At 63.3% G+C, this 21,066-nt stretch carries 24 protein-coding genes; 12 read left to right on the top strand and 12 right to left on the bottom strand.

What is annotated here, in order from left to right; genetic code table 11:
• Nucleotides 1–94: 94 nt before the first annotated feature.
• The 6 genes from dnaJ to NLY33_RS04960 form a co-directional block, all read right to left on the bottom strand.
• Nucleotides 95–1,225 carry a molecular chaperone DnaJ gene (dnaJ, locus tag NLY33_RS04985; protein ID WP_023681322.1) on the bottom strand — a complete coding sequence of 377 codons (1,131 nt, stop codon included), beginning with the start codon at nucleotides 1,223–1,225 and terminating at the stop codon, nucleotides 95–97.
• 218 nt (nucleotides 1,226–1,443) lie between these two features.
• Nucleotides 1,444–3,360, bottom strand: a complete 1,917-nt coding sequence (gene dnaK, locus NLY33_RS04980; RefSeq protein ID WP_023673200.1) for a molecular chaperone DnaK — start codon at nucleotides 3,358–3,360, stop codon at nucleotides 1,444–1,446.
• A gap of 371 nt (nucleotides 3,361–3,731) precedes the next feature.
• Nucleotides 3,732–4,730 (bottom strand): LLM class flavin-dependent oxidoreductase, encoded by a 999-nt coding sequence (locus NLY33_RS04975; RefSeq protein WP_023703807.1) that lies wholly within the window; start codon nucleotides 4,728–4,730, stop codon nucleotides 3,732–3,734.
• 22 nt (nucleotides 4,731–4,752) lie between these two features.
• Nucleotides 4,753–4,956 (bottom strand): arylamine N-acetyltransferase, encoded by a 204-nt coding sequence (locus NLY33_RS04970; RefSeq protein WP_023703806.1) that lies wholly within the window; start codon nucleotides 4,954–4,956, stop codon nucleotides 4,753–4,755.
• An 82-nt stretch (nucleotides 4,957–5,038) separates the two neighbouring features.
• Entirely contained in the window at nucleotides 5,039–6,208 is a 1,170-nt protein-coding gene (locus NLY33_RS04965; RefSeq protein ID WP_023703805.1) for an AI-2E family transporter, read from the bottom strand.
• A 110-nt stretch (nucleotides 6,209–6,318) separates the two neighbouring features.
• The gene (locus tag NLY33_RS04960; protein ID WP_023707747.1) at nucleotides 6,319–7,380 is read right to left on the bottom strand and encodes an LLM class flavin-dependent oxidoreductase; all 1,062 of its coding nucleotides are present in this window, start codon (nucleotides 7,378–7,380) and stop codon (nucleotides 6,319–6,321) included.
• Between the two features lie 234 nt (nucleotides 7,381–7,614).
• On the opposite strand from NLY33_RS04960, the gene NLY33_RS04955 reads away from it, so the two are divergent.
• Nucleotides 7,615–8,043, top strand: a complete 429-nt coding sequence (locus NLY33_RS04955; RefSeq protein WP_023673205.1) for a DUF6481 family protein — start codon at nucleotides 7,615–7,617, stop codon at nucleotides 8,041–8,043.
• Nucleotides 8,044–8,130: 87 nt separating this feature from the next.
• Here NLY33_RS04955 and sugE read toward each other — a convergent pair whose 3' ends face one another.
• Complete coding sequence (gene sugE / locus NLY33_RS04950) at nucleotides 8,131–8,445, bottom strand: quaternary ammonium compound efflux SMR transporter SugE (protein ID WP_023681326.1); 315 nt, start codon at nucleotides 8,443–8,445, stop codon at nucleotides 8,131–8,133.
• Between the two features lie 206 nt (nucleotides 8,446–8,651).
• Nucleotides 8,652–8,777, bottom strand: coding sequence for a hypothetical protein (locus NLY33_RS04945; protein WP_006200611.1), 126 nt, complete (start codon nucleotides 8,775–8,777; stop codon nucleotides 8,652–8,654).
• Between the two features lie 213 nt (nucleotides 8,778–8,990).
• On the opposite strand from NLY33_RS04945, the gene NLY33_RS04940 reads away from it, so the two are divergent.
• The 4 genes from NLY33_RS04940 (at nucleotide 8,991) to NLY33_RS04925 (ending at nucleotide 12,240) form a co-directional block, all read left to right on the top strand.
• Nucleotides 8,991–9,800: a transglutaminase-like domain-containing protein gene (locus tag NLY33_RS04940; protein ID WP_023687480.1), complete on the top strand. Its 810-nt coding sequence runs from the start codon at nucleotides 8,991–8,993 to the stop codon at nucleotides 9,798–9,800.
• A 116-nt stretch (nucleotides 9,801–9,916) separates the two neighbouring features.
• Complete coding sequence (locus tag NLY33_RS04935; RefSeq protein ID WP_023703803.1) at nucleotides 9,917–10,870, top strand: cation diffusion facilitator family transporter; 954 nt, start codon at nucleotides 9,917–9,919, stop codon at nucleotides 10,868–10,870.
• Nucleotides 10,871–10,947: 77 nt separating this feature from the next.
• The gene (locus NLY33_RS04930; protein ID WP_023703802.1) at nucleotides 10,948–11,352 is read left to right on the top strand and encodes a GFA family protein; all 405 of its coding nucleotides are present in this window, start codon (nucleotides 10,948–10,950) and stop codon (nucleotides 11,350–11,352) included.
• Between the two features lie 81 nt (nucleotides 11,353–11,433).
• Entirely contained in the window at nucleotides 11,434–12,240 is an 807-nt protein-coding gene (locus NLY33_RS04925; protein ID WP_023703801.1) for a class I SAM-dependent methyltransferase, read from the top strand.
• Nucleotides 12,241–12,341: 101 nt separating this feature from the next.
• Here the strand turns inward: NLY33_RS04925 and NLY33_RS04920 are convergent, their stop codons facing one another.
• The gene (locus tag NLY33_RS04920; RefSeq protein WP_023673212.1) at nucleotides 12,342–13,595 is read right to left on the bottom strand and encodes a DNA recombination protein RmuC; all 1,254 of its coding nucleotides are present in this window, start codon (nucleotides 13,593–13,595) and stop codon (nucleotides 12,342–12,344) included.
• A 103-nt stretch (nucleotides 13,596–13,698) separates the two neighbouring features.
• On the opposite strand from NLY33_RS04920, the gene def reads away from it, so the two are divergent.
• The 6 genes from def to truA all read left to right on the top strand — a co-directional run bounded on the left by def (nucleotide 13,699) and on the right by truA (nucleotide 17,294).
• Nucleotides 13,699–14,229, top strand: a complete 531-nt coding sequence (gene def / locus NLY33_RS04915) for a peptide deformylase (protein WP_023673213.1) — start codon at nucleotides 13,699–13,701, stop codon at nucleotides 14,227–14,229.
• A 97-nt stretch (nucleotides 14,230–14,326) separates the two neighbouring features.
• The gene (locus NLY33_RS04910) at nucleotides 14,327–14,614 is read left to right on the top strand and encodes a hypothetical protein (RefSeq protein WP_023696043.1); all 288 of its coding nucleotides are present in this window, start codon (nucleotides 14,327–14,329) and stop codon (nucleotides 14,612–14,614) included.
• Nucleotides 14,611–15,036, top strand: coding sequence for a type II toxin-antitoxin system VapC family toxin (locus NLY33_RS04905; RefSeq protein WP_023703800.1), 426 nt, complete (start codon nucleotides 14,611–14,613; stop codon nucleotides 15,034–15,036). Before NLY33_RS04910 ends, NLY33_RS04905 begins: the two co-directional genes overlap by 4 nt.
• A 37-nt stretch (nucleotides 15,037–15,073) precedes the next feature.
• Nucleotides 15,074–16,024, top strand: a complete 951-nt coding sequence (gene fmt, locus NLY33_RS04900; RefSeq protein WP_023703799.1) for a methionyl-tRNA formyltransferase — start codon at nucleotides 15,074–15,076, stop codon at nucleotides 16,022–16,024.
• Complete coding sequence (locus NLY33_RS04895; protein WP_023673215.1) at nucleotides 16,021–16,527, top strand: GNAT family N-acetyltransferase; 507 nt, start codon at nucleotides 16,021–16,023, stop codon at nucleotides 16,525–16,527. Before fmt ends, NLY33_RS04895 begins: the two co-directional genes overlap by 4 nt.
• An 11-nt stretch (nucleotides 16,528–16,538) precedes the next feature.
• Nucleotides 16,539–17,294, top strand: coding sequence for a tRNA pseudouridine(38-40) synthase TruA (truA, locus tag NLY33_RS04890; protein WP_023681338.1), 756 nt, complete (start codon nucleotides 16,539–16,541; stop codon nucleotides 17,292–17,294).
• On the opposite strand, the gene NLY33_RS04885 is transcribed toward truA, so the two are convergent.
• A complete protein-coding gene (locus NLY33_RS04885; protein WP_023703798.1) occupies nucleotides 17,291–17,896 on the bottom strand; it encodes a hypothetical protein in 606 nt (201 codons plus the stop codon). The two genes, truA and NLY33_RS04885, sit on opposite strands and share 4 nt — an antisense overlap.
• A gap of 2 nt (nucleotides 17,897–17,898) precedes the next feature.
• The gene (gene dapE / locus NLY33_RS04880; RefSeq protein ID WP_023673218.1) at nucleotides 17,899–19,089 is read right to left on the bottom strand and encodes a succinyl-diaminopimelate desuccinylase; all 1,191 of its coding nucleotides are present in this window, start codon (nucleotides 19,087–19,089) and stop codon (nucleotides 17,899–17,901) included.
• Between the two features lie 115 nt (nucleotides 19,090–19,204).
• Here dapE and NLY33_RS04875 point away from each other — a divergent pair, with 115 nt between their 5' ends.
• Nucleotides 19,205–20,218 carry a 2-dehydropantoate 2-reductase gene (locus NLY33_RS04875; protein ID WP_023703797.1) on the top strand — a complete coding sequence of 338 codons (1,014 nt, stop codon included), beginning with the start codon at nucleotides 19,205–19,207 and terminating at the stop codon, nucleotides 20,216–20,218.
• Nucleotides 20,219–20,284: 66 nt separating this feature from the next.
• On the opposite strand, the gene NLY33_RS04870 is transcribed toward NLY33_RS04875, so the two are convergent.
• On the bottom strand, nucleotides 20,285–21,055 hold the full coding sequence (locus NLY33_RS04870) for a hypothetical protein (RefSeq protein ID WP_023703796.1): 771 nt from the start codon (nucleotides 21,053–21,055) through the stop codon (nucleotides 20,285–20,287).
• Nucleotides 21,056–21,066 lie beyond the last annotated feature (11 nt).

Here is a 21,066-nt window from a genome sequence, read left to right as displayed (position 1 = left end):
GAACGCTACTTAGCAGCTAACAGGTCCAAGGCAAGGCGCGATCTGGCATAAGATGTTGATGACGTTTGGGAAGCGTGGCGGCCTTGGCTTGGGTTCAGTGCTCGCCGAAGGATTCGAAAAAGTCCTTCATGCGGGCGAAAAAGCCGCTCGACTGGGGCGAATTGTCCTTCGACGACAGCTGCTCGAACTCTTCCAGCAACTCGCGCTGGCGGCGCGACAGGTTTTGCGGCGTTTCGACCGCGGTCTGGATATAGAGGTCGCCGACATTGGGCTGGCGCAGCACCGGCATGCCCTTGCCCTTGAGGCGGAACTGGCGGCCGTTCTGCGTGCCTTCGGTCACTTTCACCTTGGTCTGACTGCCGTCCAGCGTCGTCACCTCGAACGAGCCGCCAAGGGCGGCCGTCGTCATCGATATCGGCACCTTGCAGTAGAGATCGGCGCCGTCGCGCTGGAAGAATTCATGCGGCTTCACCGCCAGGAAAATATAGAGGTCGCCCGATGGGCCGCCGCGCAGGCCCGCCTCGCCCTCATTGGCAAGCCGGATGCGGGTGCCGTCCTCGATGCCGGCCGGGATATTGACCGACAGCGAGCGTTCCTCGGTGACGCGGCCCTGGCCGGCGCATTTCGGGCACGGGTCCTTGATCGTCTGGCCGCGGCCTTGGCATTGCGGGCAGGTACGCTCGATCGAGAAGAAGCCTTGCGTCGCTCGTACCTTGCCGTGGCCATGGCACATCGAGCAGGTCACCGGCTGGGTGCCGGGCTTGGCGCCGGTCCCGGAGCATTCCGTGCATGAGATCGAGGCCGGCACGCGGATTTGCGCGGTCTTGCCGGCAAACGCTTCTTCCAGCGTGATTTCCATATTGTAGCGCAAATCGGCGCCGCGTTCGCGGCCGCCCGACGAGCGGCGCTGGCGCCCGCCCATCATGTCGCCGAAAATGTCTTCGAAAATGTCGGCGAAGCCGCCGGCGCCAAAACCTTGCGCGCCGCCATTCATGCCGCCCTGCTCGAAGGCGGCGTGACCGAAACGGTCATAGGCCGCGCGCTTCTGCGGGTCCTTCAGCGTTTCGTAGGCTTCGTTGATTTCCTTGAACTTATGCTCGCATGAGTGATCGCCGGGATTGCGGTCGGGATGGAACTGCATGGCCAGCTTGCGGAAAGCGCTCTTGAGCTCCTTCTCGTCGGCGCCCTTTTGCACGCCCAGCGTCTCGTAGAAATCAGCTTTCATCTTTTCCCGCAGTCCGGATGCTCAACGTCTTGATGCATGTTGCGTCGTTTGCCGGCACGTTGTCTCGATTTAGGAGCGGTGCTGCCCGGATGCTAGGGCCGGCGCGCTTGTGCCTGTGTTTTTCAGTGACTTTTTCGGCAAGGCCCGCATTTTTCAGCGAGGGTTGCAAAAAAGCCCGGCTTTGCGCCGGGCTTTCCGCTTTATTTGCCGTCAACCGGTCAGGCCGACTTCTTCTTCTCGTCGTTTTCGTCGATTTCCTCGAAATCGGCGTCGACCACATCGCTATCCTTGGCCGCGTCCGCCTTGGCGTCGGCTTCCGCCGCTTCCTTCTGCGAAGCTTCGTACATGGCCTGGCCGAGCTTCATGGATGCTTCGGCAAGCGTCTGCGACTTGGCCTCGATGTCGGCGGCATCGTCGCCTTCGGCAGCAGCCTTCAGCGCCGTGATAGCCTCCGATATCGCCGTGCGCTCGGTTTCCGAAACCTTGTCGCCATATTCTTTCAGCGACTTCTCGGAGGAGTGCACCAGCGCCTCGGCCTGGTTGCGGGCCTCGACCAAGGCGCGCCGCTGCTTGTCGGTCTCGGCATTGGCTTCGGCGTCCTTGACCATCTTCTCGATGTCGGCGTCCGAAAGGCCACCAGAGGCCTGGATGCGGATCTGGTGCTCCTTGCCGGTGCCCTTGTCCTTGGCCGAAACGTTGACGATGCCGTTGGCGTCGATGTCGAAAGTGACCTCGATCTGCGGCACGCCGCGCGGCGCCGGCGGAATGCCGACCAGGTCGAACTGGCCGAGCGCCTTGTTGTCGGCAGCCATTTCACGCTCGCCCTGGAAGACGCGGATGGTCACGGCCGACTGACTGTCTTCAGCGGTCGAGAACACCTGGCTCTTCTTGGTCGGGATGGTCGTGTTGCGTTCGATCAGGCGGGTAAACACGCCACCCAGCGTCTCGATGCCGAGCGACAGCGGCGTCACGTCGAGCAGCAGCACGTCCTTCACGTCGCCCTGCAGCACGCCGGCCTGGATTGCGGCGCCGAGTGCGACGACCTCATCCGGGTTGACGCCCTTGTGCGGCTCCTTGCCGAAGAACTGCTTCACGATCTCCTGGATCTTGGGCATGCGGGTCATGCCGCCGACCAGGACCACTTCGTCGATCTCGCCAGCCTTCAGCCCGGCATCCTTGAGCGCTGCCTTGCAGGGCTCGATGGTGCGCTGGACGAGATCGTCGACCAGCTGCTCGAACTTGGCACGGGTCAGCTTCAGCGTCAGGTGCTTGGGGCCGGTCGCGTCGGCGGTGATGAAGGGCAGGTTGATTTCCGTCTGCGTCGTCGACGACAGCTCGATCTTGGCCTTTTCAGCCGCCTCCTTGAGGCGCTGCAGCGCAAGCTTGTCGTTCTTCAGGTCGATGCCCTGTTCCTTCTTGAACTCGGCCGCCAGGTATTCGACGAGACGCATGTCGAAATCCTCGCCGCCGAGGAAGGTGTCGCCATTGGTCGACTTCACTTCGAACACGCCGTCGCCGATTTCGAGCACCGAAATGTCGAACGTGCCGCCGCCAAGGTCATAGACGGCAATGGTCTTGCCATCCTTCTTGTCGAGGCCGTAGGCAAGTGCTGCAGCCGTCGGCTCGTTGATGATGCGCAGCACCTCAAGGCCGGCGATCTTGCCGGCGTCCTTGGTGGCCTGGCGCTGGGCGTCATTGAAATAGGCCGGAACGGTGATGACCGCCTTCTCGACCTTCTCGCCGAGATAGGCCTCCGCCGTTTCCTTCATCTTCTGCAGGATCATGGCCGAGATCTGGCTGGGCGACTGCTTCTTGCCGCCGGCCTCGACCCAGGCATCGCCATTGTCGCCCTTGACGATCTTGTAGGGGACAAGCTTCTTGTCCTTCTCCGTCACCGGGTCGTCATAGCGGCGGCCGATCAGGCGCTTGACCGCGAAGATGGTGTTTTCAGGATTGGTGACCGCCTGGCGCTTGGCCGGCTGGCCGACGAGACGTTCGCCGTCGCCCGAGATGGCGACGATGGAAGGCGTCGTGCGCGCGCCTTCCGCATTTTCAATGACCTTGGGCTCCTTGCCATCCATGATGGCGATGCAGGAGTTGGTGGTGCCGAGATCGATACCGATTACTTTTGCCATTTTTCTAGTCTCTCCGCTAAGCAGGCTCTCAGGACCCGTAAGGCGTTCCGACGAAAGCCCCTGTTCACAAGAAATTCCGCTCCGGCAACCGGCATTCCGGCACTGGGCGGCTTGGCGCGTATATAAGAACAGGCGGCATCGGGCGCAAGCATTCTGCGCATGGCATCCACCGCGCCGCGCTTGGCGCCTTTGAACAGCCGCCCGGCGGCCCGGATGTGCTCAAACCGCGCTCAAAACCCCAGGATCTGCGCGATCCCCCGGCGAAGCGCCCAGTCAGGGCTTCGAAACCACAAGAAAACGTCACCTATGCGTGAGAGAGGCGGCTCCTGGCTGAGGAAGGCGCCTGCCCACAGCAGACACAGGCAAAAGCGTCACGCGGCCTGCGACAGCGATTTATGCGCCTCGGCCAGGATTTCGAACGAGCGCACGCGTGCCGCATGGTCGAAGATCTGCGCGGTCACCATCAGCTCGTCTGCGCCGGTGCGGCGCACGAACGCGTCTATGCCTTGCCGGACGGTTTCGGGAGAGCCGACGACGGCGCAGGACAGCGCCTGCGAAATCATGGTTTTTGCCATCGGCTCGAGCGTCTGGTCATAGCCCTCGACCGGCGGCGGCAGGCGGCCGGCCCGCCCCGTGCGCAGATTGACGAAGGCCTGCTGCAACGAGGTGAACAGCAGTTTGGCCTCTCCATCGGTCGGTGCGGCGAAAACGTTGAGGCCGAGCATGACATAGGGCTTGTCCAGCTGTTCCGAAGGCTGGAAGCGCGAACGGTAGATCTCCAGCGCATGGTCGAGTTCGGCCGGCGCGAAATGCGAGGCAAACGCATAGGGCAGGCCGAGCATGGCGGCGAGCTGCGCGCCATAGAGGCTGGAACCGAGGATCCAGACCGGCACCTTCTGGCCTTCGCCGGGCACGGCGTGGATACGCTGGCCTTCCGCGGCCGGCTGGAAATAGCCCATCAGCTCGACGACGTCCTGGGGGAAATTGTCTGACGCCTCGAGATTGCGGCGCAGCGCGCGCGCTGTTCCCATATCGGTGCCGGGCGCCCGGCCGAGGCCGAGGTCGATGCGGCCGGGGTGCAGTGCCGCCAGCGTGCCGAACTGCTCGGCAATCACCAGCGGCGCATGGTTGGGCAGCATGATGCCGCCGGCGCCGACGCGGATGGTCTTGGTGCCGTCGGCGACATGGGCGATGACGACGGCGGTCGCCGCGCTGGCGATGCCCGGCATGTTGTGGTGCTCGGCCAGCCAGTAGCGCTTGTAGCCGAGCCGCTCGGCATGGCGGGCCAGGTCGAGCGAATTTGCCAGCGATTGCGAGGCGTCGCTGCCTTCGACGATCGGCGACAGGTCGAGAACGGAAAGTGCGGTCATGGGCCTCAAGCCTTTACGATGTTCAACTGCCTGACCCTGGTTTCGAAGGCGCGGTCGGGAATGACGATGTCGAGCTGGTGCCAAGCAACGGGTCCATATTCTCGAACGGGATCGCCTGCGGACGCTGGCGATGCGACGCGCTCAGCGTGCCGAGCGGAGCATCGATCGGGCCGCGATAGCCGATGCGGTCGAAATAGGAATCGAGGTCGAAGGAGGCATCGTTCATCGCAGGGTCCGGCTTGACCGGCTCGATATAGGCACTCCGCCTGAAGACAACAAATGCGCGATGACGGACAGGCGCGGCAAGCTTATGCCGCTGCCTTTCCGTTCTCTTCGGCCGCTTCTTCCTCCACCACGGCCGTCTGCTGTGCGGCGAGAAAATTGCCGACATGGCTGAGGCCATCGAAATGATCGCAGAACACTTTGACGACGACCAGCAGCGGCACCGCCATCAGCGCGCCGACAAAGCCCCAAAGCCAGGACCAGAAAGCGATGGCGATGAAGATCGCCACGGCGTTGATCTCGAGGCGTCGGCCGACAACCATCGGCGTAACGAACTGGCCTTCGACGATGTCGCACAAAAGCACGAAGCCCGGCGCCAAAAGGGCGTAGGAGATCGAGTCGAAGCTGATCATCGCAATGACGCTGACCAGCACGATGGTGATCAGCGCGCCGACATATGGCAGGAAGTTGAGCAGCGCCGCCATCGTTCCCCAGACCAGCGGGTTGGGCATGCCGAGCGCCCACAGGCCAAGGCCGATAACCGCGCCGAGACCGGCATTGATGACGGTGACGGTGAGCAGATAATGCGAGATTTCGCGCTCGACGTCATAGACGACGCGCAAGGCCCGCTTCTTCTCGCTGAGGCTGGCGAAGGACTGGATGATCTTCTCATAGAACATCGTGCCTGACGCCAGCAGGAACAGCGACAGCACGAAGATGATGGTCAGGCTTGTCCCCGCCGACAGGACGTTGCTGGCGGCGGCCGACAGGACGCCGGACTGCGCCATCGCCACCTTCTGGATGCCCGGCTCCTGCGAGGTCTCCGTCATCTGTTCGATCTGATGCGAGATCTGCATGATCCTCTCGAGCGGACGCCGTAATTGCGCCAGCCGTTCGGTAAGTTGTTGGCCGATCGACGAGGTGTTGTTGAGAAGGTCGATGACCGGGCCGCTGAGCAGATAGCCGGCAACGCCGAAGACGCAGATCGACAGCACGACCAACATTGTCGCCGAAACCACTTCCGGAATGCCGCGCTTGCGCAGGAAGCGCACGATTGGTGTCAGCGTCAGCGTCAGCAGGAAGGCGAGGATGACCGGCATGAAGAAAGCACGCGCGAAATACAGCGCGTAGATGGCCATGAACAGGAAGATCCCGATGAGCAGCGAACGCATCAGATGCGTGTCGGCACGCGCCACAACTCTCGCCTCTTCGGTTTCGGCAAGGCCAGCACCCAAAGCGGCGGGTTCGGCTTTCATGATTTTCCCTCAGCGGCGCACCGCAATTGGTGCATTCCGACGACGGAAACGCCTCTGCAAGCCCAAGGTTCCGTTAGCCGGCAAGGCCCTCAATCCGGGCCGCCCGTCGCTCAGGCGGCTGGCGCTGCGACGGCGACGCCGGGCTTGGCGGTCTCCTTGCGCACGATCGGCGCCACCTTGGTGCCGTACAGTTCGATCGCCTTCATGATCTTGGCGTGCGGCATGGCGCCGATCGCCATCTGCAGCAGGAAGCGGTCATTGTTGAAGATTTTGTGCTGGGCGACGATCTTTTCCGCCACCTGCTCCGGATCGCCGACGAACAGCGCGCCGTTCGGACCACGCGACCGATCGAAAAGCGCCCGCGAGGTCGGGCCCCAGCCGCGCTCGCGGCCGATGCGGTTCATCACTTCGGCCTGCGGGCCATAGAAATCGTCGGCCGCCTGTTCAGTGGTGCCGGCGATGAAGCGGTGCACATTGATGCTGGTGGCAAGGCCCGAGGGGTCGGTACCGGCCCGCCTGGCGGCATCGCGATAAATGTCGAACAGCGGTGCAAACCGCGCCGGCTCGCCGCCGATGATGGCCAGTGCCAGCGGCAAACCGAGCACGCCCGCGCGGGCAGCAGATTGCGGCGTTCCACCTATTGCGATCCAGATCGGCAATTTGTCCTGCAGCGGTCGCGGATAGACGCCGCGGTCGTTGATCGGCGCGCGCAGATTGCCGGACCAGGTGACATTCACATTATCGCGGATGGCCAGCAGCAGGTCGAGCTTTTCGGCGAACAGCTCGTCATAGTCCTCGAGATTGTAGCCGAACAGCGGGAAGGATTCGATGAACGAGCCGCGCCCGGCCATGATCTCGGCCCGGCCGCCCGACAAAAGGTCGAGCGTTGCGAACTGCTGGAAGACGCGCACCGGATCGTCGGAGGACAGCACGGTGACCGCGCTGGTCAGCTTGATGCGCTTGGTGCGTTCGGCGGCAGCGGCCAGCGCCACCACCGGCGCGGACGCGGCATAGTCGGGGCGGTGATGTTCGCCCAGACCAAAGACGTCGAGGCCGACCTGGTCGGCCAGCTCGACCTCCTCGATCAGATTGCGCAGTCGCTGATGCGGGCCGATCGCGCCGGGGCCGGGCTCCGGGCTGACGTCGGCGAAAGTGTAGAGACCGAGTTCCATGGCATGTCATCCAAATGTTCTGATTTGCCGCTAGAGGTAGCGGCGAGCCGCCCCGGCCGCCAGAGGGGCGGATAGTGAACAGTGCATGTCGGTTTCGGCCGGCTTTGTTTCAGGGAAAACGCGTCTCCCGGCTGCAACAGCATAAACTTTCATGGCTGGCATACCGTTTTGGCGCTTGAACTCTCGGTTTTCGCGCGTATGTAAGCGTCGCGAATTGACTTCAGGGAAGTGGACTTGGCTATCTACAGGGAAAAAGACATTTTCGAGCGGCGCAATGCCGCGAACGAGGCAAAGAAGGCGCTTCTGGAGCGCTTCAAGTCAAAGCCGGCGGCTGATGATCCTGCGGTTCTGGCCAAACAGGCCGAACGCAAGGCGATTCTTGAGGCTCGCGAAATACGCGAGGCCGAAAAGGCCAGGCTGAAGCAGGAAAAGCTGGCACGCGAGGCGGTCGAGAAGGCCGAGCGCGAGGCAGCAGCCGAAGCGGCGCGTATTGCGGCCGAAGAGGCAGCGCAGGCTGAAGCGAAGATCAAGGAAGCCGAAGAAAACGAGCGCATTGCCCGTTTGCTGGCCGACGAAGCCGAACGCAAGGCCAAGCGCGACGCACGCTATGCGGCGCGCAAGCAGCGTACCGGCAGGACGCCTCCGGGCTTCTCCGCCCGCTAACGCTTCGATCGAAACGATCGACATCAGGGTCGCCTTGCAGCGGCCCTGAAGGCGTTTGCCTAACTTAAGGATTTGATGCCTCGGAGCTCAGGCGGCGAGCTTCAGCCCCATAATGCCGCAGACGATGAGCGCAATGCAGGCGAGCCGGATGGCCGTCGCAGGCTCGCCCAGCAGCCAGATGCCAAGCAGCGCCGTGCCGACCGTGCCGATGCCGGTCCACACCGCATAGGCCGTGCCGACGGGCAGCGTCTTCAGCGCCAGGCCAAGCAGGCCCAGGCTGATGATCATCGAGGCGACGGTGAGCACCGTCGGCAGCGGCTTCGAGAAGCCGTCGGTGTATTTGAGGCCGATCGCCCAGCCAATTTCGAACAGGCCGGCGAAAAACAGAAAAATCCACGACATCGGGATGCACTCCATTCCATGAGCATGGCGGGCCGTCCCGGCCGATTTATGGGAAGGCGCGAGGTCGTCCTCGCCGCTTCGACACAAGCGGCTGCGCCGGTGCGATCAACAAAAACACCGGCCGCATCGTTCATGCCGCCGGTGTCAAAATCTGCGCCGAAACGGTTTGTCCGGATTTCAACCGTCCAAGATCTTCCGAGGCGGGCTTACTTTTCCTTGAGCCTCATCGCCTTGACGGGCGGCGCCTTGAGTGCCGGAGCCGCTGCGGGCTTCTTGGCGTCTTTTTTCGGCTTCCGAGCTTCCTTGCCCGCCTTCATCGCACCTTTAGCCATGATTCGTTCCTCCAGTTGCTGGGAGGCCAAGTGAAACAAGAGAAACGCCGGACTGCAAGGGGGCGGGCGTCTGTCGCCGGCGCCGTCGGGCCGCTTTCAACCGGTTTCTAATTTGCTCGTAAACCATTCCGGTCCGTGCCATGGTTGCCTTCGCACTGCAGCATCGGCCATGCCTTCGCCCGGCGATGATCAGGCAGTGCGGTCAGGACGACAATGCGAATCCGCATCGGCAGCGAGATGAGTTTCGATTTTCCGCAGGAAACGCCGCTGATCGCGATGCTCAACGTCCACTACTCCAGGGCCTCCGATCTCGAGCGCCCGGATTTCCTGACCTCCAACCCGCCGGTGCCGATCCAGAGCTACCGCGACAGTTTCGGCAATTGGTGCAACCGTTTCGTCGCCCCGCCCGGACGCTTCACCTTCGGCACCGATTCGGTAATCCGCGACCCCGGTACCTTCGAGATGGGCGACCTGATGGCCTGGCAGCATGAGGTGCGCGACCTGCCGTCGGACACATTGCTGTTCCTGTTGCCCAGCCGCTTTTGCGAGAGCGATCTGCTGGCCAGCGAAGCCTGGCGGCTGTTCGGGCACACTCCGCTCGGTATTGCCCGCGTCCAGGCGGTCTGTGATTTCGTTCACAACCACATCGTCTTCAGCTACGGCAATGCCCGACCGACGCGCACCGCGGCCGAAGCCTATCGCGAGCAAAGCGGCGTCTGCCGCGACTTTGCCCACCTCGCGGTCACCTTCTGCCGTGCGCTAAACATCCCGACCCGCTACTGCACCGGCTACATCAGCGACATCGGCCTGCCCAAACCTTGGGCGAGCATGGATTTCGCAGCCTGGATGGAGGTCTATCTCGGCGGCCGCTGGCATGTCTTCGATCCACGCAACAATTCGCCGCGCATCGGCCGCATCCTGATCGCGTCGGGCCGCGACGCCGCCGACGTGCCGCTCACCCACATCTTCGGACCGGGCACGCTGGCTGGTTTCAAGGTGTGGACGGACGAGATCATCGAATAGGGGCGTCTTTCCGCAAGCTGGCCTACAAGACCCTGAACGACCGGGCGATTCGTGCGTTGTGATGCCTGTGGAGCTCGGCGGCAGGGGCGTTACATCAGGTTCCTTAGAGGGACAGCATGGCAGCACATGGCGGGTCGAAGACGGTCATCTACGCGGCGCTCGCCGGTAATCTCGCTATTGCTGTGACCAAATTCGTCGCCGCCTTCTTCACCGGCAGCTCGGCGATGCTGTCGGAAGGCGTGCACTCGCTGGTGGATACCGGCAATGGCGGGCTGCTGCTCTACGGCATGCACCGCGCCGCCCGCCCGCCGGACCGCACGCATCCGCTCGGCCATGGCCGCGAGCTGTATTTCTGGAGCTTCATTGTCGCCCTGCTCGTATTCGCGCTCGGCGCCGGCGTGTCCTTCTATGAAGGCGTCGTCCACATCATGGCGCCTGAGCCGGTCGCCAATCCCAAAATCAACTACATCGTGCTGGGCCTCTCAATGCTGTTCGAGGGCAGCTCCTGGTACGTGGCGCTGAAGGAGTTCCGCCAGCAGAAGGGCAAGCAAGGCTGGCTGCAGGCCGTGCAATCGAGCAAGGATCCGAGCGTCTACACGATCCTGTTCGAGGACAGCGCCGCCCTGCTCGGTCTGTTCGTCGCCTTCGCCGGCATATTGGCGGCCGAACTCCTCGACATGCCCGAACTCGACGGCGTCGCCTCGATCGGCATCGCGATGATCCTCGGCGCCACCGCCATCTTTCTGGCGCGCGAAAGCAAGGGATTGCTCATCGGTGAGCCGGCCTCGCCGGAAGTGCAGGCCAAGGTGCTGACCATCGCCCAGCAGGATCCGGCAGTGCAGCGGGCCAACGGCGTTCTCACCGTCCATCTCGGCCCTCGACAGATCGTCGCTGGGCTGAGCATCGAATTCGAGGACCATCTGACGGCGCCTGAGATCGAAGCCTGTGTCGAGCGCATCGAGGCGCTCTTGAAAAAAGAAATGCCGGAGATCACCAGGCTGTTCGTCAAGCCGCAGACGACCGGAACCTGGGAGCACCGGCGCAAGCAGGTCGAGGCGGCGTCGGACTAGTTCTGGACCAGCAGTCCACCGTTGGCCCCATCGCCTGGTCCCGCTAAGATCACTCGACGGAATTCGGAGAATCAACCATGAAAATCGATGGTGGGTGTCATTGCGGCGCCATAGCTTATGAAGCAGAGGTCGACCCGGAAAAGACCTCTATCTGTCATTGCACCGACTGCCAGCAACTGACCGGCACCGCCTTTCGTGTCACTGTTCCCGCGCCTGAGGATCATTATAGGATCACCAAGGGAACACCGAAGGTTTATATCAAGACGGGATCGAGCGGCGCCAAGCGTGCCCAGGCGTTCTGCGGCGACTGCGGTTCGCATCTTTACGCAACGTCGGTTGGCGACGGGCCGAAGGTCTATGGGATCAGGGCGGGGACCGCGCGGCAACGCGAGGATCTCGTTCCGACCCAACAGAAATGGCACCGATCGGCCCTGCACTGGCTTCCGGAATTCGAGGGCGTAAGCATCGTAGAGGCGCAGTAGCACCTGCCTCCCGGTTAAACGCGGCCCAAACCAGCCAATAATGTGCTAGGCTAGCCATCAAACGGATGGCGGGGGATAGCAATGTCGGAAACGGACAAAGTGTTTGCCGGCTCGATTCCGGAAAACTACGACCGCTACATGGTGCCGCTGATCTTCGAGCCGTTCGCCGCGGATTTGGCACGACGGGCAGCGTCCTTGTCGCCCGGCGCCGTCCTGGAAGTCGCCGCCGGCACCGGCGTTGTCACCCGCGCATTGGCTCCAAAACTGTCTCCCGGCGCAAGCTATGTCGTGACCGACCTCAACCAGCCTATGCTCGACTACGCGGCCTCGCGACAAGCTCCCGACAGTCGTATACAATGGCGTCAGGCGGATGCTCTGGCGCTGCCGTTCGAAGATGCGGCTTTCGATCTCGTTTGCTGTCAGTTCGGCGCGATGTTCTTTCCCGACCGAGCCGCCGGCTATCGCGAAGCAAAGCGGGTCCTGAAGACCGGCGGCCATTTCCTGTTCAACGTGTGGGATCGCATCGAAGAGAATGTATTCGCCAATGATGTGACGAATGCTCTTGCGGAGATTTTTCCGAACGATCCGCCCCGCTTTCTCGCCCGCACGCCGCACGGCTACAATGACATTGCATTGATCCGCGGCGAGTTGGAAGCCGCAGGTTTCTCCCGTGTGGTGATCGACACGAGGGCCGAACAAAGCCGTGCCTCCTCGCCGCGCCTTCCGGCGGTTGCCTATTGCCAGGGAACTCCGCTTCGCAACGAAATCGAGGCTAGAGGAAAACTGGAAGCCGCAACCGATCACGCCGCGTCCGTGATTGCAGCCAGACACGGCAGCGGCGAGGTTGCGGCCAAGATCCAGGCGCACGTGATCGTGGCTACGGTCTAATGCATGGCGCCCAGAAGTGTGCCGCGGTTCTGGGACAACGACATGCATCAAAACAAAGACTTTTAAAGCGCGTCGTATGAATCCGTTCAGCGCGATGCGCTTTAATCGTCGCCTTCGACGACACGCAGCCTGAGCTGCCCCGTCTTGGAATCCGCCACCCGCACCCCGGCTTCGGCCTTGGCGGGTCCGCCACCGCGCACTTCGGCTTCGCTTTCGCCAAACTCCAGCGCTTCGATCTTTTGGCCGCGCTTGGTCACCTTCGACGTCGACACCAGTATCTCGTCGATATCCTTGGCCGACTGGCCAAAATGCGTCTGCAACCGGCGCACGCGTTCGTCGACGCGCGCGACGTCTTCCATCAGCCGGATCACCTCGCCCTGGATCAGATGCGCCTGTTCGCGCATGCGGGCGTCCTTGAGGATGGCCTGGATGACCTGGATCGACAGCATCAAAAGCGACGGCGAGACGATGATGACACGCGCCCGGTGCGCCTTCTGGACCACGGCGTCAAAATTCTCGTGGATTTCGGCGAACACCGATTCCGACGGCACGAACATGAAGGCGGTGTCCTGCGTCTCGCCCTGGATCAGGTATTTTTCCGAGATATCGCGGACGTGAATTTCGATGTCGCGGCGGAAAGCCTGGGCCGCGATCTTCTGTTGTTCGGCGCCATCGGCGGCGCGGATGGCGTTCCAGGCTTCCAGCGGAAACTTGGCGTCGATGGCAAGCTGCGGCGCACCGTTCGGCATCCTGACCAGGCAGTCGGGACGGCTGCCGTTTGACAGCGTTGCCTGGAACTCGTAGGCGCCCATCGGAAGGCCGTCGGCGACGATCGCCTCCATGCGCGACTGGCCGAAGGCGCCGCGCGTCTGCTTGTTGGACAGGATCGCCTGCAATTGCACGACCTGGCCGGCCAGCGACTGAATGTTGCCTTGCGCGGTGTCGATGACCGCCAGCCGTTCCTGCAGTTTGGCGAGGCTCTCATGCGTCGATTTGGTCTGTTCGGTCATGGTTTGACCGAGCCTGCCGGTCATGGCGTCGAGGCGCTGGCCGATCGACTGGTTGAGTTCGGCCTGCCTTGCGCCGAACACGTCGGCGATGGCGCCCATGCGGCCCTGCATCTCGGCCTGGCTTTGCAAAATGCCGGCCATCCGCGCCTCGGCGTCGCGGGCGTGGTCGGCAGCTTCCGCCGCGGCGATGGTGCGCGCCTTGGCCGATCGCCACAGCGCCACGACAAGCGCCAGGAACAGGCCGAGAAACACCAGCGCGCCGATGGCCAGTGCATGGCCGAGCGTGATCGTCGTAGCGCCAAGCCGGGCAACGGGTTCGGAAAGGATGGTGCTCAGGTCGTTCATCCCGCCAGCATAGCCGATTCGCAGACCTGGCACAGATCAAAACGTGAACGAGACCGATTCGCACCGGTTGACGCTTCTCCTGCGACGTTTTAGGTGAGGCGCCATGTCGATCAAGCCGCTCATCATCCTTCCCGATCCTATCCTGCGCCAGGTTTCCAAACCGGTCGAACGCGTCGACGCGCCTTTGCGCAAACTGGCCGACGACATGCTGGCGACGATGTATGATGCGCCGGGCATCGGCTTGGCCGCAATCCAGATCGGCGAGCCGCTGCGCATGCTGGTCATCGACCTCGCCAAGGAAGACGAGCCGCCGGCGCCGCATGTCTTCATCAATCCCGAAATCCTCGAAAGCGCCGACGCTCGCTCCGTCTACGAGGAAGGCTGCCTGTCGATCCCGGACTATTACGCCGAGGTCGAGCGTCCCGCCTCGGTGCGCGTGAAATATCTCGACCGCGACGGCAAGCTGCAGGAGATCGAGGCCGAAGGCCTGATGGCGACCTGCCTGCAGCACGAGATCGACCATCTCAACGGTGTGCTGTTCATCGACCACATCTCGAAGCTGAAGCGCGACATGGTGGTCAAGAAGTTCAAGAAGCTCGCCAAGGACAAGGCGCCGGGCAAGCTGGTGGGATAGCCCTGCTTTCGGCGCATCGCACAACATCCCTCTCGACCCGCCCCTATTGAGAGACGCTTCCTTGCGTGATATCATTGATATCAGACTGGAGACTCCGATGGGCGATATGTTGATCAGAGATATTCCCGAGCCATTGAAGCGTGAAATCGAGCATGCGGCACGCAAGGGCGGCCAAAGCCTCTCGATCAAGGCGATCGATTTATTGCGAAAAGGCATGGTTGCGGAAAAAGAAGGCAAGGCCGAGCCTGGACTCACGGCTTGGGATGCGATTCGCGCTGCCTTCGCCTCGGAAAATGCAATCAGCGACGAATTTGCGCAGATGATGGATGAGATCGAAGCGGAACGGAAACGCGACTTTGGCCGCACCATTGAGAATTTCGAGTGATAATCCTCGATACCAATGTCGTCTCGGAAGCGAGCCGGCCCGCGCCCGATCCAAACGTCGCTAAGTGGTTTCGCAGACAGGACCTGCTCGACCTCTATCTCTGCGGTCCTGTTGTCATGGAGCAGTCCTTTGGAGCCGAAAGGTTTCTAAACAAGACCGGCTCGGACCGCCACGTCCGTGCACTTGACCACCTGGTTTCGAAGCAGTTTTCGGGACGTGTCGTCGAATTTGCCGGTCCCATTCCCCGTCTGGCGGGCAAGCTCCGGGCAATGCGGGAAACTATCGGCCGGCCGATCAGCCTTTCCGATGCCATGATCGCTGCCATCTGCCTGTCGCACGACGCTATGCTGGCGACGCGCAATATCAGGGACTTCGAAGAGCTTGACCTCAAGATCGTAAACCCGTTTGAAGCAGACGCTTGAGCGGACTGCCGCGCGCAGAACAGGATACTGGACGAAAATGCCGCTTCGCGTCATCTTCATGGGCACGCCGGAGTTTTCGGTGCCGGTGCTGCGCGCGATTGCCGAGGCCGAGCACGAGATAGCAGCCGTCTACACCCAGCCGCCGCGCGCCGCCGGCCGCCGCGGTCTGGAGCTGACACCGTCGCCGGTGCAGCGCGAGGCTGAGCGGCTGGGCATCGAAGTGCGCACGCCGCTGTCGCTGAAGGGCGAGGGCGAGCAAGCTGCTTTCCATGCGTTGCGTGCCGATGTCGCAGTCGTCGTCGCGTATGGTTTGCTGTTGCCGAAGGCTATTCTGGAGGCTCCGCGCCTCGGCTGCCTCAATGGCCACGCCTCGCTTTTGCCGCGTTGGCGTGGTGCAGCTCCCATCCAGCGAGCCATTATGGCCGGCGACGTCGAAACCGGCATGATGGTGATGCGCATGGAAGAGGGCCTGGACACCGGTCCGGTGGCACTGGTTGAAAAATGCGCCATAGAGCCCGACATGACGGCCGGCGATCTGCACGACCGCTTGATGAATATTGCTGCCACGCTGATGGTGGAAGCGCTGTCCCGATTGGAGACAAATACCCTGGCATCGACTTTGCAGGCGGCTGACGGGGTGACCTACGCCAGGAAAATCGATAAGTCGGAGACACGTGTGGACTGGACGCGCCCGGCTGCGGAGGTCCACAATCACATTCGCGGCCTGTCGCCATTTCCCGGCGCCTGGTGCGAGGCCGACATCGGCGGGCGCACGGAACGGCTGAAACTGCTTCGCTCGACGCTTTTGGAAGGCACGCTTTCTGAAAGCATGGGCGAGTCGGGAGGAATTCTCGATGACCGGCTGACGGTCGCCTGCGGGTCGGGCGCGGTCAGGCTGGTCGAAGTTCAACGGGCGGGCGGAAAGCCCGCTGCCGCGCAGGAGTTTCTGCGCGGGGCCAAGATCGAAAAAGGAATGAAGTTCTCATGAGCATGATGTCGATACGCGGCGCGACGCCGCGGGACCGCGAGGCCATACGCCTGGTCGAGGAACACGCATTCGGCCAGCAGGCGGAGGCCGGGCTGGTCGACGCTCTGGTCACCGGCGGCGACGCCGTTGTCGAACTGGTGGCGGAAGAAGACGGCCAGGTGGTCGGCCACATCCTGTTTTCCAGGCTGTTCGTCCAGAACGGCGGCAAGCAGTTTGCAGCCGTGGCGCTGGCGCCGTTGGCGGTGGAACCTTCGTTCCACGGCTCGGGCATTGGCGGTGCGCTGATCCGCGAGGCGCATATCCGCCTCAGGGATGGCGGCGAGACGCTCGCCGTTGTGTTGGGCGATCCGGCCTATTACGGCCGCTTCGGCTACAGCCATGCGCGCGCCGAAAAGTTCGAGAGCGAATATCAGGGCGAAGCGCTGCAGGCGCTGGCCTGGGGTGACGCACCCGAAAAAGGCAAACTGGTCTACGCCCAGGCCTTTACCGCACTCGCCGCCTGAACGAAGGGTGTATGCCGCGTTTTCGTCTCGATATCGAATATGACGGCAGCCTCTTCGCCGGCTGGCAACACCAGGCGGATCAGCCTTCGGTGCAGCAGGCGATAGAGCAGGCGATCGAGAAATTTTGCGGTGAGGCGGTGCGGATACGCGCCGCCGGCCGCACCGACGCCGGCGTGCATGCGACCGCCCAGGTGGCGCATGTCGACCTCGCCAAGGCATGGCCAAACGACAAGGTGCGCGACGCCGTCAACGCGCACCTGCAGGCGGCAGGCGCGCGCATCGCCATCCTGCAGGCCACGGTTGTCCCCAATGAGTTCGACGCCCGTTTCTCGGCCACCGGACGGCACTATCTCTACCGCATCCTCAACCGGCGCGCGCCTGCAGCGATGGAAAAGGGCAAGGTCTGGTGGGTGCCGAAGCGGCTCGATGCGGACGCCATGCACGAAGCGGCGAAAGTCCTGCTCGGCCGACATGACTTTACCACCTTCCGCTCGACGCAATGCCAGGCCAATAGTCCGGTGCGGACGCTGGAGCGGCTCGATGTAAGCCGCCAGGGCGACCTGATCGAAGTCAGGGCCTCGGCGCGCTCTTTCCTGCACAACCAGGTGCGCTCCATGGTCGGTTCGCTGAAACGCGTCGGCGACGGCGGCTGGACCGCCGCCGACCTCAAGGCCGCGCTCGCTGCACAAGACCGCGCCGCCTGCGGCCAGGTGGCGCCGCCCGACGGGCTTTTTCTCGTCGGTGTAGACTATCCGGAAAAGTTCTAGGCCGGAGCGGCGGTCGGCACAGTGATGCCGAGCAGCGCCACCAGGCCGAACAACACGGCCAGAGACACCACCAACATGCCTGCGAACACGGCGCTGCCGACAGCCGCGCCCTTGCCGATCGCGGCGTTGGTCATCCGCCAGGAGAATACCAGCGAAAGCACCACCAGAACCAGCCACACCAATTCGGCAACCGGGTTGCCAGAAGGCAGGAAAAGCCTGATCAGCGCTGAAGGCAGCAGCATCCAGGCAGTGATCGCCGACGCCCAGTTGCTGGCGACGACATAGTGGACGAAGCGGTCGCCGATGCCGGCGCGCGATGCGACCAGGGCAAGCACAACCAGGGGCAGCAGCCACGAGCCGAGGTCGACGGTCGCCAGGCGAATCAACATGCCCAGCCGGCCGGCGAACGCATTGGGATCGCCGATCTCGTTGGCCGTGCCGACCCAGCCGACGATCATCGCCGGCGCGGCGACGACGATGGCGAAGAAGGAATTCCAGAAGCCGTCCGCCGAAAGGTCGAGCAGCCGCAAGCCGTCGGCCTTTCCGAGCATCAGCCGCCAGGCGCCGTTAAGCGATGAAGAGGTCTCGTCAACCGAAAGCATGATCAGCCCTGCTCGAACCAGTCATCGATGAAGCGCTGGTAGATTTGGGTCAGCGTCTCGAGGTCGGCCAGTGCGACGCGCTCGTCGACCATGTGCATGGTCTTGCCGACGAGGCCGAACTCGACCACCGGGCAATAGTCCTTGATGAAACGCGCATCCGAGGTTCCGCCCGAGGTGGACAGCGCCGGCTCCTTGCCGACTGTCGCCTTGATCGACCCGCGCAGCGTCTCGATCAGCTTGTCGTCGCGCGTCAGGAAGACATGGCTCGGCCGGTCGCGCCAGATCAGCTCGTAGTCGACCGGCGTCTTGCCGGTCCGGTATTTCTTGCGCTTCGCCGCCTGGTCGAGGCGGTTATGGATCTCGGCCTGCACCGTCTCGGCAGTCCATGTGTCGTTGAAGCGGATGTTGAAGGTGGCTGTCGCCTTGGCCGGAATAACATTGGTCGCCGGGTTGCCGACATCGATCGAGGTCACTTCCAGATTGGTCGGCTGAAAATCCTTCGTGCCCTTGTCGAAGACGGGCGACAGCAAGGCGTCGACCAGGCTGATCAGGCCGCGCACCGGATTGTCGGCGAGCAATGGATAGGCGACATGGCCCTGGCGGCCGTTGACCGTGACACTGCCCGACATCGAGCCACGCCGGCCGATCTTGATCATGTCGCCGAGCGTGTCCGGATTGGTCGGCTCGCCAACGATCGCGGCGTCCCATCTCTCGCCCCTGGCCGCCGCCCAGTCGAGCAGTTTTGTCGTCCCGTTGATCGCCGGCCCCTCCTCGTCGCCGGTAATCAGCAGCGAGACCGAGCCTTTCGGACCACCCTTTTTCTCGACATGGCGCGCCACGGCGGCGATGAAACAGGCGATGCCGCCCTTCATGTCGACGGCGCCGCGGCCATACATCTCGCCCTTGGCGATCTCGGCGGCGAAGGGCGGATGCGTCCACGACGCCTCGTCGCCCGCCGGCACCACGTCGGTATGGCCGGCAAACATCAGATGCGGCCCATTGCCGGAGCGACGCGCGTAGAGGTTCTCGATGTCGGGGGTGCCGTCTTCGGAAAACACCGGGCGTTCGACGGAAAAGCCGAGCGGCTTCAGCATGCCTTCCAGGGCAGCCAGCGCGCCGCCCTCGGCGGGCGTTACGGAGGCGCAGCGTATGAGGGTCGCGAGGTTGGCGGCGGGATCGGTCGGCAGTTTCATGGGCAAAGCGATAGTCGAAAGCGAAAGGCCTGTCACGGCCAGAGATGATGACCGGTCCTGCCGCCGACATTATGGTTTTCCTGTCGTATAGTGCAGGCCAACACGAGATAATCGCATGGCCAACGCCGAAAAGACCATCGTCATTGCCGGCGCCGGCAGCATAGGCTGCTATGTCGGCGGCTGCCTGGCGCTGGCCGGACGCAAGGTGGTGTTTTTGGCGCGGCCAAGCATCGCGACGGTCTTGCTGGACGGCGGCCTGCGCATCACCGATCTCGATAATCGCGACCGATCCATCCGGCCGGAGTCCGTCACCACCGATCCCGCCGCTGCCCTGGCCAGTGCCGACGTGGTGCTGGTGACGGTCAAGAACGGCGCTACCGAGGAGATGGCGTCGCTTGTTGCCGGACATGCGCGCGGCGAAGTCGTGGTGGTCAGCCTCCAGAACGGCGTCGGCAATGCCGACCGGTTACGCGCCGGGCTCGGTGGACGGACTGTGCTCGCCGGCATGGTGCCGTTCAATGTCGTCCAGTCGGCCATAGGCAATTTGCCGCTTCACGTGCATCGCGCCAGCAACGGCAAGGTCATGATCGAAGATGGCGTGACCGGCCTTGCCGGCCTTCTCGATGTCGAAGGGCTTGGCGTGGAAACCCATCCCGACATGAAAGCCGTTCAGTGGGGCAAGCTGCTGATCAACCTCAACAACGCGCTTGTCGCCTTGTCCGGCCTGCCGCTGGCGAGCGAACTTGCCGACCGCCGCTGGCGGCGGATCCTGGCCGGTCAGATCGACGAGGCCTTGGCGGCGATGAAGGCGTTACATATCGCGCCGGCGCGGATCGGCGGCTTGCGTCCCGGCCTGCTGCCGAAGCTGCTCCGGCTGCCGGACTGGCTGTTCCGGCTGGTCGCCCGCCGCATGCTCGCCATCGACCCGCAGGCGCGCTCGTCGATGTGGGACGACCTCCAGCGCGGTCGGCCGACCGAGATCGGTGACCTGCAGGGGGCCGTCCTGAGCCTCGCCGAAAAGGCCGGCACGCCGGCGCCTCTGCTGAAGCGGGTCACCGCGCTGGTGCGGCAGGCCGAGCGGGAAACGCGCGGCTCACCCGGGCTGACGCCGGAAGCCGTCACTGGATAGTCTACTTGCCGCGAGCCTCGGGCCTTGGCCCGCATAGCCCGAAAACAGGCGCGTGGGCCCGCCGCGTCACAGCTTTGGTGCGCGCCTCGGAGCCGGCGCTTTGCTCGCCGGGCCTGGCGCCGGCACGGGCTGCGCCGCCGGGTGGTTCTCGATCAGCGTGATCTTCTGCCAGATCTTGCGCGACAGGTTGGACGCCAGGTTCTCGACGTCGTTGACGCCGTCGATGACCACATCGTCATTGACGGACTGCGCAAACAGCGCCGCGATCTTGCCGGTGATCGACAGCATTTCCGAGCAATAGTCGAGGTAGCGCGCCAGGTCGGCGGCATTGGTGATGCGAGCCGGCGAATGCGCGGTCGGCCTGAAATTGGCGGACAATGCTGCCGGATCCTTGGTCAGCTGGTGCATGTCGATGACATGGATCAGCGATCTCAACCCATGCAGCTGGCGAAACACCCGCTTGCGCTTGATGCGCTCCTCGGTGCGGATCAGCGCCAGCAGGCCGAGCACGGCAAGGATCATCATGTTGATCGTGGCTTCGATGCCTTGCACCGACTGCACCGCATCGTCGGCCTGCGAGATATGGATGAGCGGCAGGATGGTGCCGACGAATAGGAAGGTCAGCGCGCCGGCGGCAACAGCGGCGACGATGGCGCCGCGCAGCCACCAGATCGGCGCTTCCAGCGCCTGCGCCGCCTTGGCCAGGTCGCGCGACAGCGACACCAGTTCGGCGGCGACGCCGCGCAGGCCGGCATCGGGAAAACGCTCGGCGACGCGCTCTTCCAGCCGCTCGGCGGTGTCGATGATCAGTTTCGGATCAAGCGTGCGGTAGCGCATGGCGAGATATC

This window comes from Mesorhizobium sp. C432A (assembly GCF_030323145.1).
Taxonomy (GTDB): domain Bacteria; phylum Pseudomonadota; class Alphaproteobacteria; order Rhizobiales; family Rhizobiaceae; genus Mesorhizobium.
This window is presented reverse-complemented; position numbering and strand designations above follow the sequence as displayed.

Coding starts and splice junctions, on each gene's coding strand:
- dnaJ (WP_023681322.1), bottom strand. CDS start 1,225: ATGAAAGCTGATTTCTACGAGACGCTGGGCGTGCAAAAGGGCGCCGAC.
- dnaK (WP_023673200.1), bottom strand. CDS start 3,360: ATGGCAAAAGTAATCGGTATCGATCTCGGCACCACCAACTCCTGCATC.
- NLY33_RS04975 (WP_023703807.1), bottom strand. CDS start 4,730: ATGACCGCACTTTCCGTTCTCGACCTGTCGCCGATCGTCGAAGGCAGC.
- NLY33_RS04970 (WP_023703806.1), bottom strand. CDS start 4,956: ATGAACGATGCCTCCTTCGACCTCGATTCCTATTTCGACCGCATCGGC.
- NLY33_RS04965 (WP_023703805.1), bottom strand. CDS start 6,208: ATGAAAGCCGAACCCGCCGCTTTGGGTGCTGGCCTTGCCGAAACCGAA.
- NLY33_RS04960 (WP_023707747.1), bottom strand. CDS start 7,380: ATGGAACTCGGTCTCTACACTTTCGCCGACGTCAGCCCGGAGCCCGGC.
- sugE (WP_023681326.1), bottom strand. CDS start 8,445: ATGTCGTGGATTTTTCTGTTTTTCGCCGGCCTGTTCGAAATTGGCTGG.
- NLY33_RS04945 (WP_006200611.1), bottom strand. CDS start 8,777: ATGGCTAAAGGTGCGATGAAGGCGGGCAAGGAAGCTCGGAAGCCGAAA.
- NLY33_RS04940 (WP_023687480.1), top strand. CDS start 8,991: ATGCGAATCCGCATCGGCAGCGAGATGAGTTTCGATTTTCCGCAGGAA.
- NLY33_RS04935 (WP_023703803.1), top strand. CDS start 9,917: ATGGCAGCACATGGCGGGTCGAAGACGGTCATCTACGCGGCGCTCGCC.
- NLY33_RS04930 (WP_023703802.1), top strand. CDS start 10,948: ATGAAAATCGATGGTGGGTGTCATTGCGGCGCCATAGCTTATGAAGCA.
- NLY33_RS04925 (WP_023703801.1), top strand. CDS start 11,434: ATGTCGGAAACGGACAAAGTGTTTGCCGGCTCGATTCCGGAAAACTAC.
- NLY33_RS04920 (WP_023673212.1), bottom strand. CDS start 13,595: ATGAACGACCTGAGCACCATCCTTTCCGAACCCGTTGCCCGGCTTGGC.
- def (WP_023673213.1), top strand. CDS start 13,699: ATGTCGATCAAGCCGCTCATCATCCTTCCCGATCCTATCCTGCGCCAG.
- NLY33_RS04910 (WP_023696043.1), top strand. CDS start 14,327: ATGGGCGATATGTTGATCAGAGATATTCCCGAGCCATTGAAGCGTGAA.
- fmt (WP_023703799.1), top strand. CDS start 15,074: ATGCCGCTTCGCGTCATCTTCATGGGCACGCCGGAGTTTTCGGTGCCG.
- NLY33_RS04895 (WP_023673215.1), top strand. CDS start 16,021: ATGAGCATGATGTCGATACGCGGCGCGACGCCGCGGGACCGCGAGGCC.
- truA (WP_023681338.1), top strand. CDS start 16,539: ATGCCGCGTTTTCGTCTCGATATCGAATATGACGGCAGCCTCTTCGCC.
- NLY33_RS04885 (WP_023703798.1), bottom strand. CDS start 17,896: ATGCTTTCGGTTGACGAGACCTCTTCATCGCTTAACGGCGCCTGGCGG.
- dapE (WP_023673218.1), bottom strand. CDS start 19,089: ATGAAACTGCCGACCGATCCCGCCGCCAACCTCGCGACCCTCATACGC.
- NLY33_RS04875 (WP_023703797.1), top strand. CDS start 19,205: ATGGCCAACGCCGAAAAGACCATCGTCATTGCCGGCGCCGGCAGCATA.
- NLY33_RS04870 (WP_023703796.1), bottom strand. CDS start 21,055: ATGCGCTACCGCACGCTTGATCCGAAACTGATCATCGACACCGCCGAG.